Origin of the sequence: Photobacterium salinisoli (genome assembly GCF_003614885.1) — a bacterium.
GTDB lineage: Bacteria > Pseudomonadota > Gammaproteobacteria > Enterobacterales > Vibrionaceae > Photobacterium > Photobacterium salinisoli.
This window is the reverse complement of sequence record NZ_QZMS01000007.1, coordinates 2,009,624-2,024,818: the sequence shown is the minus strand read 5'-3', so window position 1 is coordinate 2,024,818 and position 15,195 is coordinate 2,009,624. Positions and strand designations below refer to the sequence as shown.

The 15,195-nt window shown below is 47.6% G+C and carries 14 protein-coding genes; 13 read left to right on the top strand and 1 reads right to left on the bottom strand.

The annotated features are described in order from the left end of the window. Positions 1-176 precede the first annotated feature (176 nt). From D6M16_RS09765 to rimI, 3 genes are read left to right on the top strand one after another with little or no spacing between them, the layout of a single operon-like run. On the top strand, positions 177-686 hold the full coding sequence (locus tag D6M16_RS09765) for a GNAT family N-acetyltransferase (protein ID WP_120511617.1): 510 nt from the start codon (positions 177-179) through the stop codon (positions 684-686). Between the two features lie 27 nt (positions 687-713). Continuing rightward, the gene (locus D6M16_RS09760; protein ID WP_120511616.1) at positions 714-1,115 is read left to right on the top strand and encodes a DNA polymerase III subunit psi; all 402 of its coding nucleotides are present in this window, start codon (positions 714-716) and stop codon (positions 1,113-1,115) included. After that, positions 1,108-1,563 carry a ribosomal protein S18-alanine N-acetyltransferase gene (gene rimI, locus D6M16_RS09755; RefSeq protein WP_120511615.1) on the top strand — a complete coding sequence of 152 codons (456 nt, stop codon included), beginning with the start codon at positions 1,108-1,110 and terminating at the stop codon, positions 1,561-1,563. Before D6M16_RS09760 ends, rimI begins: the two co-directional genes overlap by 8 nt. Positions 1,564-1,565: 2 nt before the next feature. Here rimI and D6M16_RS09750 read toward each other — a convergent pair whose 3' ends face one another. Further along, complete coding sequence (locus D6M16_RS09750; protein WP_120511614.1) at positions 1,566-2,474, bottom strand: LysR family transcriptional regulator; 909 nt, start codon at positions 2,472-2,474, stop codon at positions 1,566-1,568. A 108-nt stretch (positions 2,475-2,582) separates the two neighbouring features. On the opposite strand from D6M16_RS09750, the gene metE reads away from it, so the two are divergent. The 10 genes from metE to D6M16_RS09700 all read left to right on the top strand — a co-directional run bounded on the left by metE (position 2,583) and on the right by D6M16_RS09700 (position 15,181). Then, positions 2,583-4,856 (top strand): 5-methyltetrahydropteroyltriglutamate--homocysteine S-methyltransferase, encoded by a 2,274-nt coding sequence (gene metE / locus D6M16_RS09745; protein WP_120511613.1) that lies wholly within the window; start codon positions 2,583-2,585, stop codon positions 4,854-4,856. 341 nt (positions 4,857-5,197) lie between these two features. Beyond that, entirely contained in the window at positions 5,198-5,923 is a 726-nt protein-coding gene (locus D6M16_RS22195; RefSeq protein WP_162940966.1) for an autoinducer binding domain-containing protein, read from the top strand. Between the two features lie 55 nt (positions 5,924-5,978). Next, a complete protein-coding gene (locus tag D6M16_RS09735) occupies positions 5,979-6,653 on the top strand; it encodes an acyl-homoserine-lactone synthase (protein ID WP_120511612.1) in 675 nt (224 codons plus the stop codon). Between the two features lie 84 nt (positions 6,654-6,737). After that, on the top strand, positions 6,738-8,171 hold the full coding sequence (locus D6M16_RS09730; protein WP_205576846.1) for an NAD(P)/FAD-dependent oxidoreductase: 1,434 nt from the start codon (positions 6,738-6,740) through the stop codon (positions 8,169-8,171). Next, on the top strand, positions 8,168-9,016 hold the full coding sequence (locus D6M16_RS09725; protein WP_120511610.1) for a N5-glutamine methyltransferase family protein: 849 nt from the start codon (positions 8,168-8,170) through the stop codon (positions 9,014-9,016). The genes D6M16_RS09730 and D6M16_RS09725 overlap by 4 nt, the downstream gene beginning before the upstream one ends. Further along, a complete protein-coding gene (locus D6M16_RS09720; RefSeq protein WP_120511609.1) occupies positions 9,013-10,257 on the top strand; it encodes an aminotransferase class I/II-fold pyridoxal phosphate-dependent enzyme in 1,245 nt (414 codons plus the stop codon). Before D6M16_RS09725 ends, D6M16_RS09720 begins: the two co-directional genes overlap by 4 nt. A 112-nt stretch (positions 10,258-10,369) precedes the next feature. Beyond that, on the top strand, positions 10,370-10,702 hold the full coding sequence (locus tag D6M16_RS09715) for a chorismate mutase (protein WP_120511608.1): 333 nt from the start codon (positions 10,370-10,372) through the stop codon (positions 10,700-10,702). A 3-nt stretch (positions 10,703-10,705) separates the two neighbouring features. Next, positions 10,706-12,751 carry an aminodeoxychorismate synthase component I gene (pabB, locus tag D6M16_RS09710; protein WP_120511607.1) on the top strand — a complete coding sequence of 682 codons (2,046 nt, stop codon included), beginning with the start codon at positions 10,706-10,708 and terminating at the stop codon, positions 12,749-12,751. After that, complete coding sequence (locus D6M16_RS09705; protein ID WP_120511606.1) at positions 12,748-13,650, top strand: prephenate dehydrogenase dimerization domain-containing protein; 903 nt, start codon at positions 12,748-12,750, stop codon at positions 13,648-13,650. The genes pabB and D6M16_RS09705 overlap by 4 nt, the downstream gene beginning before the upstream one ends. Beyond that, the gene (locus D6M16_RS09700; protein WP_120511605.1) at positions 13,634-15,181 is read left to right on the top strand and encodes an MFS transporter; all 1,548 of its coding nucleotides are present in this window, start codon (positions 13,634-13,636) and stop codon (positions 15,179-15,181) included. Before D6M16_RS09705 ends, D6M16_RS09700 begins: the two co-directional genes overlap by 17 nt. Positions 15,182-15,195: the final 14 nt, after the last annotated feature.

Sequence of the window (15,195 nt, the reverse complement as noted above, 5' to 3'; positions counted from 1 at the left end):
GGGGAAGCGATCATTGCTATGAATCTGCGCTTATATCCTTTTTCTGTCTCTGAGTTGTGTCTGGCGAGAAAGAGGTTGTTATCAGGCTAGCCTGGCCGCAAAATAGGGCCGGATAAATGTGGCAGATACCCGCTACATCCAATGACAGTCTGACGATTGTCTCTTCGAGGATAACTATGCTGATTCGAACTGAAGTGCCGGCGGACATTCTGACTATTGATGCCTTGCTGCGGCACACATTTGATACTGAAGCGGAAGCGGATTTGGTCATGACCCTGCGTGAAAATGGCCATATGACGTTATCGCTGGTGGCATGCAATGATGAAGGTGAAGTGGTTGGCCATATCTTTTTCAGTCCGGTGACTGTCAGCGGGCAGGACTTAGGCTGGCAAGGGCTGGCACCCTTGGTGGTCAAAACCGACTACCGCGGGCAGGGGATCGGCCAGACGCTGATGCGTGAAGGTGCAGAAATACTGGCAGAGCTGGGTTACCCTGTAGTGGTGGTGCTGGGGGATCACAGCTATTACCGTAAAGCCGGTTATGTGACGGCGGCGGAGCATGGCTTGCGCTGCACCTGGCCTGTGCCGGAAGAGGCTTTCATGGTTCAGGAACTGCTGCCATCCACCCTGAGTGGTCATCATGGTCTGGTTGAATACAGCGCCCCGTTTTCCGCGCTCCCGGCCTGACAGAACATCAAAAGTGGTAAACACATCATGCAACAAAGAGACATGCAGTTATTGCAGGAAATGGGACTGACCAACTGGCAAATCAGAAAACCTGAGTGTTTTCCTGAGTGGGCTCAGTCTGTGATAGATTTACCCGAAACCTGCCAATTGCTGTTTGTGACTGCAGATGAGATGGATGAACACGATGCCTGGTTGTTCGGCAACATTCTGCGCAGCATGAAGCTGACACCGGAGCAGGCATTAGCTCTGCCGCCCCACGCCTTGTCTGAGCTGGGTGAGCATCATCTGACCTGGTGCTGGTTTGCCGGTTGTCAGGGCGTTGAGCCATCCGATTGCCAGATTCTGCACTCGGCATCACTGCGGCAGATGCATGAAAATCCCGCCAGTAAGAAAGCATTGTGGCAGCAGATCTGTGCCTTCAATGATTGAATTCCTGCCGATGACAGAAGCGCAGCTTGATGAGGTGTGGGCTATTGAGCAACGTGCGCACCCGTTTCCCTGGACAGAAAGCCAGATCAGGGAAACGCCGTCCCGTATCGCCCTAAACCTGGTGATGCGGGTTGACGGTAAGGTTGCGGGTTACTGTTTTGGCCAGTCCGTGGCCGGTGAAGTAAGTCTGTTTAATATTGCTGTTGATCCTGTGTGGCAGGGACAGGGACTGGGGCGTCAGTTACTGGCGGCGTTTGTCGCTGCCGCCCGAGCGGAAGGCGGGCAGGAGATCTGGCTCGAAGTGCGGGCCAGTAACACAAAGGCCAGTCAATTGTATCTGGCCAATGGTTTCGAGCTGGTCAGTCGCCGGCCAGACTATTATCGGGCCGACAGCAGTGTCAGTGCTAACGGCCGAGAAGACGCGCTGATCATGAAGGCCAGGCTCTGACCTTACCGGGCCGCCGGCTCTTTGTGTTCAGACAGGGAGTCTGCCAGGTTGATAAACGCACTCAGATAATCGATGTCTAAATCCGTTTCCCTGACTCCCAGATGAATGTGCTTGTGAATACCCGTTTCGCCCAGACGAACAGCCACGACAGGCATTTTCTCTTCATACTCTTTGGCCAGCCATTTAGGTAGCGCCGCCACTCCGCGTCCGGCCGCCACCATCTGCAACATAATATCCGTCGTTTCAATCAGCTTATGTTTGCGGGGGCTGCATTTGGCCGGTGTTAAAAACTGGCTGTACACATCCAGCCGGCTTTGCTCTACCGGATAGGTAATCAGGGTTTTATCCAGCAGCATATCCGGCGCTATGTATTCCTCGGCAGCCAGCGGACTCTGCGCGCTGACCACCAGCACCTGCTCATAGTCAAACACAGGAATGTAACGGATACCGGGCCGGAGCAGGGGATCGGGCGTAACCAATACATCGATTTCATACCCGAACAGGGCGCCTAACCCGCCGAACTGGAACTTCTGTTTCACGTCAACATCCACATCTGGCCAGCCTTGCAGGTAGGGATGGACCACTTTGAGCAGCCACTGATAACAGGGATGGCATTCCATGCCAATCCGCAGCGTGCCCCGCTGGCCGGACGCGAATTGCTGCATCTGCACTTCAGCGTGTTCAAATTGCGGTAACACCCGTTCCGCCAGTCGCAGCAGATAAAAGCCCGCCTGGGTAAAGTGCAGGCTTCGGCCGGATTTGCTCCAGACTGGCGTACCAATCTGCTGCTCCAGTTTTTTCATGCTGTGGCTCAGCGCCGACTGGCTTAAATACAATGCCTCAGCGGCGGCTGTCAGCGAACCGAGCCGGTGTACCTCGCGCAATATCGCCAGATGGCTCCTTTCTATCATGGTAATCCCTGACTTATGATTAGAATTCATTGGTTGATGAAATAATGCCATTTTTATTCATCACAAGATAGCCATAAGATGTCTTCAATAACTTTGGAGGACGTATAGATGGCTAAAACACATAACTTAGGTTTTCCGCGCATCGGCGCTAACCGTGAACTGAAATTCGCACTGGAAAAGTACTGGAAAGGCGAAAGCAGCCAAAGCGAGCTGACAGAGCTGGCTGCGGGTTTGCGCCAGAAACACTGGCAGCAGCAGTCGGGTCTTGATCTGACCCCGATTGGCGACTTCTCTTTTTACGATCAGGTACTGGATACCAGCTTCACGCTCGGCCATATCCCGGCCCGTGTCGAAGGCCTGGCTGGTGACGAGTTGGACAACTACTTCCGTGTAGCCCGTGGCCGTTCGGCCAATGACAGCGGTTGTCAGTGTGTGCATGCCGGCGAGATGACCAAATGGTTTGATACCAACTACCACTATATCGTGCCAGAATTTACCGCCGATACCCGTTTTGAGCTCAACCCTGAGCGTCTGCTGGCGCAACTGACGGAAGCCAAAACACAGGGCGTCGCCGCGAAACCTGTGCTGATCGGCCCTGTGACCTACCTGTGGCTCGGTAAGGAAAAAGACAATTCGAACAAGCTGGATTTACTTGACCAGTTGCTGCCAGTGTACGAGCAGCTGCTGACGCTGCTGGCCGACAAGGGGGTCGAGTGGGTACAAATTGATGAGCCTATCCTGGTCACTGAACTCTCCGCTGAATGGCAGCAGGCACTGAGCAAAGCGTACCAGAGTTTAAACAAAGGGCTGGTGAAGCTTTTACTGGCAACGTACTTTGGTGAATTGAAAGAGAATCTGTCGCTGGCGGTGAATCTGCAGGTTCAGGGCCTACACCTTGATGCGGTGAGAGGCCGTAATGAAGTAGATACCGTTATTGCCGCTCTGCCGGCAGACAAAGTGCTGTCTCTGGGGGTCATTAACGGCCGTAATATCTGGAAGACAGATCTTAATGCCGTGCTGGACTGGCTGGAGCCTATTGCCCGCGATTTCGGTGAGCGTCTGTGGGTGGCACCTTCGTGTTCACTGTTACACGTGCCGGTTGATCTGAACAGCGAACAGAAACTCGATACCGAAATTCTGTCATGGCTGGCATTTGCCCTGCAGAAACTGGACGAGCTGGCCGTGCTGTCCCGTGCACTCAATGATGGCCGCGATTCTGTTTCTGCCGAGCTGGCAGCCAATCAGGCCGCTATCGACAGCCGCCGTCAGTCCAGCCGGGTGCATAATCCTGACGTGCAGGCCGCTGTTGCGGCGATTACCCCGCAGCTGGGACAGCGTCAGAGCCCGTATGCTGATCGTATCGCGAAGCAAACGGCGCACCTGAACCTGCCGGCGTTTCCGACTACCACTATAGGTTCGTTTCCTCAGACCGCTGACATCCGTCAGGCTCGCCTGAAATTCAAGAAAGGTGACCTTGATCAGGCAACCTATGTCAGCCAGATGAAGGAAGAGATTGCCCGCGCTGTGCGTGAGCAGGAAGCATTGGATCTGGATGTGCTGGTTCATGGCGAAGCGGAACGCAACGACATGGTGGAATATTTCGGTGAACAGCTGGACGGCTATGCCTTCAGCCAGTTCGGCTGGGTACAGTCTTACGGTTCGCGTTGTGTCAAGCCGCCCATCCTGTTTGGTGATATCAGCCGACCGGCAGCCATGACAGTGGCCTGGACCCAGTACGCACAATCACTGACCGAAAAGCCCATGAAAGGCATGCTGACCGGCCCTGTGACCATACTGAACTGGTCTTTTGTGCGCGATGATCAGCCTCGCTCTGTCTCTTGCTATCAGCTGGCACTGGCCATTCGTGCTGAAGTGCTAGATCTGGAACAAGCCGGGGTGAAAGTGATTCAGATTGATGAAGCGGCACTGCGTGAAGGTTTACCATTGCGTCGGTCTGAGTGGCAGGACTACCTGAACTGGGCCGTGGAATCCTTCCGTATCACGGCAAATGGGGTGGCCGATGAGACACAGATCCATACCCATATGTGTTATTCCGAATTTAACGACATTATTGCCTCAATTGCCGACATGGATGCCGACGTGATCACCATAGAAACCTCGCGCTCTGATATGGAGTTGCTGGATGCCTTTGATAACTTCAAATATCCGAACGAAATTGGCCCGGGTGTTTATGATATTCACTCGCCGAATATTCCGACTGAAGCACAAATGGTGAAGCTGATGCAGCAAGCCGCAAAGCGTATCCCGGCCGAACGCCTGTGGGTAAACCCGGACTGTGGCCTGAAAACCCGCCAGTGGGCAGAAGTGGTGCCAGCACTGCAAAACATGGTGGCGGCAGCGAAACGTTTGCGGGCTAATTAACCGTTAGATATACATACTGTTTAAAAGCAGTCTTGTCATGACAAGACTGCTTTTTTTTGTCATGAATTATCACCATCAAAGGCGGTGGTAACACTATTGCGGTGAAGATTGTTTTTCTAAGAGCTAATTATTGAGTTAATTGTAATTATCTGAGTGTCTTTCAGATGTAAAAATGAAAATCTCAAGATACAGGGTGGCATTCTTCCATTGATAGTCAGGCTGAATTCATCAAGTGACAGTGCCTGGAAACAAAGTGAAACATAATAAAAAAATATCTATTTGATAATCGTATTACTCTGTTGTAGAAGTTTGTGCTTTATATAACTTGTTTGGAAAGGGAAATGGATAAAAATACAGGATTCATCAACTGGTGGTTATCTGTAAACGCTGCATTTTCGTCTTGTACTACTAACAATGAAGTTATTAAAAAAGTCTCACTTGAAGTCAATAAACTTGGCTTTGATAACTTTGCATACGGTAAAAAACAAGCTGTGCCTTTTTCACGCTCAAAAGTGTGTATATATGGCACATACCCAGAGGCGTGGTTGAAGCGATATCAGGATAAACACTATTGTCAGCAAGATCCCTCGATTGCAAGCAGAGCCAGTGATCAGCAGTTTGTCATCTGGCAGGATGACCACAATATTAAGACACATTTTATCTTCAAAGAAGCCAGTGAATGGGGGATCAATATTGGTGCGACATTGACATTGCGTAGTATGGATCACTCGCTGTGTATGCTGGGGGTTTCAAGAAGTGATGTGCTTATCAACAGTGATGACAAACTGATGTTAAAGCTCAAAATGCGCTGTCTTATTGAGTTGATTGAAGAGAACAGTGTAGAAGAAAAATCTGATTCCTTATGTCAAAATGAAATTAACCTAAACAATCGTGAAGAAGAAATTTTGCGCTGGATTGCTGATGGAAAATGCTCAAGTGCGATCTCTGATATTTTGGGTATTTCAGAAAATACAGTCAATTACCATATAAAAAACATCCAGAAAAAATTTGGCTCGACCAATCGTACATTGGCAGCTGCTTACTCCGCGGCGTTAGGTATTATTTAACCTGTTATCACCATTTTTGGTAGTTGCTTGTTGATTTGAGGGCTCTATAGTATGGATGAATAGCTTAAAGAGATTGGCTTTTGATAGGGGCGGTCAAAGCATGTATCGGTTGGTATGTACACAATTTTTGAATTTCGATAAAAATGAATTAGATGATCTAGGGCGTTTTCGACATGATGTTTTTATTAAGCAACTCAAGTGGGACCTTAATCTTACCTCTTTAGAAGAGGGTATTGAAGCTGATGAATTTGACACAGAGTCTGCACGCTATGTCATTGCTTATAATGAAAACGATAAAATTGTAGGGTGTGCCAGGCTTATTCCTACTTATTCTCCTTATTTACTCTCAGATGTATTTCCTTATTTATGTGAAAATGAACTCCCAAGAGATATAGCTACTTGGGAGATATCACGCTATGCGGCATATGGGCATGAACTGGAATCCCTTCCTTTTGATATTTTTAAATTTTCGATGCAACTTGCAGGAATGCATGGTGTTAAGCAATTGGTCGCGGTGACGACAGTCGCGATAGAACGCTATTTTTTGAGAAGAGGGGTAACACTTAGCCGAATGGGTAAGGTGAATAAAAAAGGAAAAGACAAACTTATTGCCTTATCTTTTCCAGTCGAACAATTTGATGATGATAAACTTTTAAATATTATTAAAACTGAGGGCAGTTTGTTTTTCTATCGCTCGCTACCTGAATCAGAACATTTTCTCCTTTCATAATTATTAGCGACTGACTGAATATAAGATTCAGAAGAATAATTACATACGTTCTATTAAATAGACTTTATATTAATAAGGTAATAAATGATGAATTATGATGCCATTGTTGTTGGCGCTGGTGCTATTGGTGGTTCCATCGCATTTGAATTAGCTTCTCGCGGTTTAAAAGTTGTCAGGGTCGGTGAAACAAAACGTGCCAATGCAGCATCTAAGGCTGCGGGCGCCATGAACGGTTGTTTTGGTGAAATTACGAGTGGGTTAATCAATAGTGATTATGGCCGACTCAAAGTCGATATGGATATTAAGGCAAAAAATGAATGGGAAAACTGGTCTGCAAGATTATCAGAGGCGTCTGGAATTCATGATGATCTGCTAATAGCGAAAGGCACACATGTTATTTTAAACTCAGCCGGTATGGCTGAGGTGGATACAGTTAATTATGACACCATTGAAGCAACGCTACAGCATTACAACGAACCTTATGAGACAGTTTCGGCCTCTAACCTACCCTGGATTAAAGCCAATGACTTAGTTCGTCCGATGCAAGCGTTATATATTCCTGAAGAAAATGCCGTGAATTCACATCTTCTGCTGGAAAAACTGGATGCTGCCTTTCTGGGAAAAGGCGGAGAAATTATCAATGACAATGCAGTCGAAATATTAACGGAAGCAGATGTAGCAACTGGCGTTAAATTAACGGATGGTACTTTGATTTCGGCAGACAATGTTGTGATTGCTGCCGGCGTACATTCGCTGGATTTGCTTGATACTTATCCGGAAGTCAAAAAACGTATCCCTCCTATGTTTGCTGGATACGGTGTTTCTATTTTGGCGAGGTTAAAACCCGGGCACCAAGTACCTGACAGTGTAATCAGAACGCCAAACCGAGCCTTTGCCTGTGGCTTGCATTGTGTCCCCAGAGAGAAAGATCTGCTTTATATCGGGGCGACAAATATTTTGGCAGAGTCACCAAGAAAAAACGCATTAATATCCGATGTACAGTTTTTGCTGGGCTGTGCTTTGGACCAGTTGCATCTAGATCTGAATGACGCTGAAGTAGAAGCTATCCAAGTCGGGAACCGACCTATTCCTGCCGACGGCTATCCGTTAATTGGGCAATGTCATTTCAAAGGATTGTGGTTAGCGACAGGAACCTACCGAGACGGGTTGCACCAGTCGCCATTATTGGCTGCATATATGGCGGATAAAATTCAGGGCCTCAGCCCAGAAATTAATCTGGACGTATTCTCGCCCATTCGCAAGCCATTGCCTGGGTTATCTCGTGAAGAAACCGTGAAAGAAACGGTAAAACAGATGTTTGCCACCGGTTATGAATTCCGCTGGGACATTAAACCCTACTGGTTACCGTTACTCGACAAAGGTATGACGGGTTTTTACGCTGATCTTATTGAAAGCCTTCACCCAAGCTATACACCCCCACCAGAGCTGGTTGCTTTCTCCTATCTTTATCGGTCTATGTATGATCGTCTGGCTGAGTATTATGAGGCTTGGTCATGAAGCTGGCGCACCTTGAACAGGCATTTCAGCTTGAGCTCCAGAGCCTGATAGCATCGGGCGTCTGGGATCCCTATGGGGATTTTCAAGCGATAGCACAGAAATATATCTCAGCTGATGAGGTGCTGTCTGAATCTGATGCCGTTGGCTTTCGCGCCGACCTGAAGGAAAGAGCCAATCGCATCCCGTTGGGTCATATCCTTGGATATAGTGACTTTATTGACAGCCGATTTGTTGTTGGAACCGGGGTCTTTGTGCCGCGTCAGCAGAGCGCGATGCTGCTTGAATGGTTAAAAACACGACTTCCTATTGAGTCTGAGGCGGTTATTTACGACTTGTGTTCGGGGACGGGGGCTATCGGTATATCAGCTTGGCGGCAATACCGGAGATCTACGATTTATTGTTTGGAAAATGATGAAACCGCGTATCAGTATCTGTGCCGTAATATTCATCGTCTTGCGGATGAAGGCAAGGTTGTTGCACTGAAAAAAGACATTACTGACCTCACATTTTTTAAGGATAAGCGCCAAAGTGTGGATGTTGTGATATCGAATCCTCCTTATGTGCCTGAATCTGAAAGCTTATTGCCTGAGTGGGAAAAATATCATCCGGAAAATGCTATCTACTCAGGCCAGGATGGCAGCGAAATCATCGACGCCTCATTACGTCTGGCTGAGATTGTACTTAAACCTGGCGGTACTGTGATTGTCGAGCACGGGGAATCACAAATCTCGATGGTGCAAGATTTGTTCTCTCGATATCAGTTTGAGTCTGTGTTCGCTCATACTGATCCTCTTTTTTCTGATCAGACTGGGCCAGCAGTCATGACAGTAGGTACAAGAAAATGACGAGTGTTGATAAAGAAACATTGCATGACAGTAATTGGATGTCTATCCGCAGTACTCGCACAACGGATGCTTTTGAACAGGCTTCCGGCGAGGGGTTAACCTCTTTTATTGTGACAGAGCGTTGTGGTAAGCAAGTTATTCTGGATGATGGCAAGTTATACACCGAATTCATTTCTTGCTCATATTTAGGCTTAGAATCCCATCCATTATTAATTGAGGCAGCCTACCAGGCACTTCATCATGTTGGTATTCATTTGTCGGCCAGCCGAAGTGCTATGAGTCCGGTGTACTTGCCACAACTGGAGAGCCTGTTGCAAGAAATCTATCAGGGTAACTCAGTTACTGTTTTTACATCGACAAGTAATGCACATTTAGGTGTTTTGCCCTTATTGGGTAGTGGCAATATGCATCTTTATCCGACTAAATCCGCCGTTCGCTGGCTGGTCGATAAAACGGCACATGCATCTATGCAGGTATTGCGTGGGTTACTTGGTCAGTTCGGTCAGGTCGTACGTGTTGATACTAACGATACTGAATCGTTAACGAAAACATTAAAGCAATGTCAGCTTGAACGGGTAACACCTATATTGCTTATTGATGGTGTCGGTTCAATGTCAGGATTACTGCCAGTCAGAGCGTTATCTGAATTGCTCAGTCAATACGAAGGATATTTATATGTCGATGATGCACACGGTATTTCTATTTCAGGGAAATACGGTGCAGGTTATGCGTATGAGAATCTTGAACATCGATTACCTGATAATACATTAATTGCCGGGTCATTGAGTAAGGCGTTTGGTGGTGCGGGTGGTTTCATTGTCTTACGTAAAGACTATAATAATGAACAGCTTAAGGCATTAGCAAACCCGCTTGTGTTTGGTCATACTGTCCCTGTCCCGCTTCAGGCGGCGAATGTGGCAGCCGCGAAGATCCATCTTTCTTCTGAAATCGATGAATTACAAACGGCTTTATGGAAAAACATCGACAAATTCGATGAGAAAGTGGAAAGCATAATGATGAACGCTGGACAGAGAGCCCCCATCAGAGGCGCTTACTTTGCAAGTGAACAGCAAGGTTTATCAGCCGCGGCAACATTGCGGGAATCAGGGTTAATTATGTTTCCTGTTTTTTATCCTATCGTGGAAACCAATAAAGCAATGTTGCGCTTTGCCATTTCTGCAAATCATAGTCAAGAGCAGATTGATTATCTGGCCACGAAGCTAAATGCCCTTTCTGGGTGATTTTATATTAAAGCCCTGGAATAACAGCCAACTTGAAATGAAGCACCAATGAAATATTGGTGTGTTGGCTGCTATGCGCTCTTTATTTGAAATTTAATTCGAAGGTGATGGCATGGTTGCTAATAAGCAGATAAATGATGCAGTTGTGGTTCGCGAGTTAAAACCCTACAGAGATAAACTGGATGAAATCAACGAACAGATTGTTGCGTTGCTGGCAAGCCGTATGGAAATTTGCCGGACAATTGCGAATGTTAAATCACGAGAAAACATTCCAATGATGCAAAAGGGCAGAGTTGAATTTACGTTGAATAAAATGAAAGCACTCTCAGTGAATTATCGATTAAATCCGTCTTACATAGGGGATATTTTCGAACGTATTATTCATGAAACGTGTGAAGAGGAACTTGTCATAATCAAAGCCTTGTCAGAAGATAAAGAGAAGTGAACCATGAATATTCTGATCATTGATAACTACGATTCCTTTACAAATAACATTTCTCAGTATGTTTTCGAACTGACAGGGATCATGCCGACGGTAGTGCCGAACTCGGTATCATACGATTCATTAAATATTGATTCATTCTCTGGTGTGATTCTGTCACCGGGTCCTGGACATCCTTGCTGTGACGAAGATTTTGGCGTATGCGGTGAAATCATTGATAAATGCTGTATTCCAATTTTGGGTATTTGTTTGGGACATCAAGGGATTAACGCCCGATTTGGCGGCAAGGTCTCTCATGCGCCATCACCGGTTCATGGCTATAAAAGCCAGATTTCTCATAATGGTGACGGCTTATTTTCTGGCATCCCCCAGTCGTTCAATGTTGTGCGCTATCACTCTTTGATATGTACTGAGGTTCCTGAATGTCTTGACGTTACGGCCCGCACCGCGGACGGGTTGATTATGGGACTTGCGCATCGCGAAAAACCGATATGGGGCGTTCAGTTCCATCCGGAATCGATCGAATCAGAGTATGGACATACTCTGATTGGTAATTTCATTAATATGATCAATCGCGGTGAACGGGATGGCAGTGACTCTGGCACAGACAATGAAATACAGCGCGTTATTAAAGAAGCGGCGGGCACATTCTCATTGAAAGTCAATTATGAGCCCCTGAAGATGACGATGAATGCCGCTGACATTTTTTCGCGTTATTTTTCGGGCAAAACATCCGCCTTTTGGCTCGACAGTGAAATGGCGGATGCGCGGTCTGCCAGGTATTCGCTAATGGGCAGCGGACAACCCAATGAAGCCATAGTATTTCGCTATGAGGTCAGTTCACGCACTTTACATCTGAGTGGCCCATGCGGGGAAAGTTATATTCAAGGTGATTACTTTGAGTTGATGGATCGCATTGTGGCTTTTTTGAAGCCGGATTCAGAAACTGAGGCACTGATACCTTATGGCTGCGGACTGGTCGGTTATTTGGGCTATGAACTGAAAGCTTTGATGGGGAGTAACAATAAACACCGTTCTTCCACGCCCGATGCGTTGTTTTTTTTACCTCAGAATTTAGTGGTTTTTGATCATCAAGCGCAAACTGCTTACCTCTGTCATTTATGGGGGGAGCCAATGACGTTTTCTCCACAAGCCGGACAACAGATCCGTACGGAAGGTGCGTCATTGTTTCAGCCCGGGCCAGTGCCTGAACAGTCGCTGGAACTGGAAGACAGTGCAGAAATGTATATCGATAAAATTCATCGTTGTCTCAAAGAGATCCGGGACGGTGAATCATATGAAATCTGCCTGACTAACCGGGCGCGCCTGCCATTTAATGAAGACGCGCTTTCCGCCTATATGAAGATGCGTTTGGCAAGCCCAGTGCCTTATGGGGCTTATATGAAAACGCCTGATTTTGCGATCTTAAGCGCTTCACCAGAAACGTTTTTGCACATTGATTCAAATCGTACAGTGAGATCCAAACCGATTAAAGGTACCCGTCCCAGAGGAAAGACCGCAGCCCAGGATGAGGCCTTGAAGCATGAACTGGCTTGCTCTGAAAAGGATAGGGCAGAAAATCTGATGATCATTGATTTGGTCAGGCATGATCTGAATAGTATCTGTACACCAGGGACGGTACATGTACCAAAAGCTTTTGATATTGAAACCTACAGCTCGGTCCACCAACTGGTCTCGACGATTGAAGGGCAACTCCAACCCAATCTTGGGACGTTTAGTGCAATTAAAGCGTGTTTTCCCGGCGGATCAATGACTGGGGCACCGAAGCGGCGCACGATGGATATCATCGATGATCTGGAATCTTCTGCGCGGGGAATCTACGCCGGAAGTCTGGGCTGGGTTGGGATGGATGGATGCGCGAATTTGAGCATTGTTATTCGGACCGCAGTGATCAAAGAGGGTGTCGCAGAATTTGGCATTGGCGGGGCAATAGTGTCCGCTTCCTGTCCCCTTGAAGAAATGGATGAAACCTTAGTGAAAGCCAGTGTGCCGTTTTATTCCTTAACAGCAAGCATGGAGACAAAACATTGAGTCAATATGTAATATTTGGTGGTGCGGGTGTCGTTGGACAATTCATGGCAAGATTGCTTGAGTCTGAAGGCTACTCAGTTACCGTTGCCGATCAAGTTGCGCCTTCATACAAGGTGGATCATGTGATCTGTGATGTGCGCTATCTTGATCACGCCCTGACAGAAAAAATAAAGGTGGCTTCGGGTGTGGTATTTGCTCTGCCTGAATCGGCAGCCGCGGCCTCTTTGGTTACTTACGCCCCTTTGTTGACCTCAGTGGATCTTGTCGTTAATACCTGCTCGGTACAGGTGCCATTCCATCAGATCGCGGCAGATTGCCTGCCGTCTGTCAGTGTTGTCGGGGTGAATCCTATGTTTTCCCCTAAACTGGCTTGCCACGGACGTCCGGTTGTCGTTTGCGAACAGGTTCAGAGCCAGGCCGGAGCCATGATGTCGGCCCTGCTGGCCAGACAGGGAATGCATGTCTCGCAAATGAACCCAAGCATTCATGATAACAATATGGCGCTTTGTCAGGCGTTGCCACATGCCGCGATTCTGTCCTTCCTGACGGCGTTAGTTAGCGAAGACTGTGATATCAAGGTTATCTACCAAATTGCCCCGCCGCCCATGAAAACATTATTGAGCCTGGCTGCCCGGATCCTCGCCAATGAGCCTGAAACCTACTGGGATATTCAAGCCTGTAACCAGGTGGCTGGTCAGCAGCGCGAGAAGCTGATGGCTTCACTCTCAGTATTAAATGCTCAGGTAGACACGAATGATTATTTGGCTTTTGCCTCTCAGTTGGCTGATTCCAAACAGTATTTAAAGGACATACTGCCTCAATCTGAGAAAGATGCTGAGTGTATATTTCAGACTTTAATGACTCTTAACACGGGAGGAAAAGATGAGCACAGCTGCTAATCCACTGGTTGCTATTTTGAAAGATCGCTCAAAAGCTCTGGCGCTGTGCGTCATTATGCTGCCAGTACTTTTGGTGACTATCGATAACACTATTCTGAACTTTTCATTACCGCGCATTGCGTCTGCATTGAGCCCTTCCGCAGCTCAGCAATTGTGGATTATTGATGCTTATTCTATTGTCCTGGCCGGACTGCTCGTCACTATGGGGGGAGCCGGTGATCGACTCGGCCACAGGAAAATGCTGTTTATCGGTTGTAGTGGTTTTGCCGCTGTGTCTCTGATTGTCGTGTTTTCTCAGCAGGCCTGGCATCTTATTGCTGGCCGAGCGGTACTGGGTTTCTTCGGGGCGATGATTTTACCTGCTACCTTGGCTTTGATTCGTTCGGCGTTTGAAGACAGGGAAGAAAGGCGCATCGCGGTGGCCGTTTGGGCAACGTGTCTGACAATAGGCTCGGCACTGGGTCCTCTGGTGGGTGGTGTGTTGCTGCAGTATTACGATTGGCAATCTGTATTTTTAGTCGCGTTGCCATTTTTAGCCCCCGTCATCCTTTTTGCACCTTTCTGTCTTCCTGAATCGGAGAAGCAGCCTGCATTTAGCATCGACTACTGGAGCATTACTTTAAGCCTGGTGGCAATGGTGAGCCTGATGTTTGCGCTCAAACATGGTGCAACGGAAGGCATTGATGCATGGGCTATTTCGACCTTTATCTGCGGTCTGGTGTTTGGTGTTCTGTTTGTACGTCGGCAATTGGTATTAAAAGATCCGTTACTGGATCTCAAGCTGTTCACCATCCCGGCATTTTCAGTGTCGATTGCAGTGAACCTGGTCAGCCTTGGGCTGCTTATAGGTTTTATTTACCTCGCCACCCAGTTGATGCAAATTGTACTAGGCAGTTCCCCGTTAGTGGCCAGCCTGAATTTGGTTCCGGGACAGGTATTAGCGATTGTCGCGGGGATGGCTGTTGTGCCTGTTGTACAGCGTATCGCACCTAACCGAGTGATTGCGTTTTGTCTGGTGTTAGCTGGCGTAGCGTTTATGATTTTTGCTCTGTTTGATATTTCGATGCTGATCATTGCAGTTGCATTTGCACTTCTGAATATTGGTGTGGCGGCGATTACGACTGTCACCAATGATCTGGTTTTGTCTTCGGTTCCGGCAGACAGCGCTGGCAGTGCCTCTTCCGTGAGTGAAACTGCCTATGAAGCTGGTGTGGTGTTAGGTACTACACTGATTGGTGGTGCGGTTGCCTGGCTATATCGTGCTCATTTTGTCGCACCTGCAGGTATTGATGTGTCTGTGGCTATGCAGGCAGAAGAAACATTACCCGGAGCGTATGCAGTGAGCCAGACGCTGAGTGGTGAGTGGGCGGATTCTCTGCTCGAATCTGCATCAATTGCTTTTACGCAAAGTGTACAGCTGACCAGCCTGGGTGTTGCGGCGACTGTTCTGGCAGTGGTGTTGATTGTGCTTAAATACCTTAAGTTACCGAGCTCTGAGAGCGCCGATTTGGCAACTGGGATGCAAGACTGAGAACACAAACGCGG

Coding starts and splice junctions, on each gene's coding strand:
- rimI (WP_120511615.1), top strand. CDS start 1,108: ATGATTGAATTCCTGCCGATGACAGAAGCGCAGCTTGATGAGGTGTGG.
- pabB (WP_120511607.1), top strand. CDS start 10,706: ATGAATATTCTGATCATTGATAACTACGATTCCTTTACAAATAACATT.
- metE (WP_120511613.1), top strand. CDS start 2,583: ATGGCTAAAACACATAACTTAGGTTTTCCGCGCATCGGCGCTAACCGT.
- D6M16_RS09720 (WP_120511609.1), top strand. CDS start 9,013: ATGACGAGTGTTGATAAAGAAACATTGCATGACAGTAATTGGATGTCT.
- D6M16_RS09750 (WP_120511614.1), bottom strand. CDS start 2,474: ATGATAGAAAGGAGCCATCTGGCGATATTGCGCGAGGTACACCGGCTC.
- D6M16_RS09725 (WP_120511610.1), top strand. CDS start 8,168: ATGAAGCTGGCGCACCTTGAACAGGCATTTCAGCTTGAGCTCCAGAGC.
- D6M16_RS09730 (WP_205576846.1), top strand. CDS start 6,738: ATGATGAATTATGATGCCATTGTTGTTGGCGCTGGTGCTATTGGTGGT.
- D6M16_RS09765 (WP_120511617.1), top strand. CDS start 177: ATGCTGATTCGAACTGAAGTGCCGGCGGACATTCTGACTATTGATGCC.
- D6M16_RS09715 (WP_120511608.1), top strand. CDS start 10,370: ATGGTTGCTAATAAGCAGATAAATGATGCAGTTGTGGTTCGCGAGTTA.
- D6M16_RS09760 (WP_120511616.1), top strand. CDS start 714: ATGCAACAAAGAGACATGCAGTTATTGCAGGAAATGGGACTGACCAAC.
- D6M16_RS09700 (WP_120511605.1), top strand. CDS start 13,634: ATGAGCACAGCTGCTAATCCACTGGTTGCTATTTTGAAAGATCGCTCA.
- D6M16_RS22195 (WP_162940966.1), top strand. CDS start 5,198: ATGGATAAAAATACAGGATTCATCAACTGGTGGTTATCTGTAAACGCT.
- D6M16_RS09735 (WP_120511612.1), top strand. CDS start 5,979: ATGAATAGCTTAAAGAGATTGGCTTTTGATAGGGGCGGTCAAAGCATG.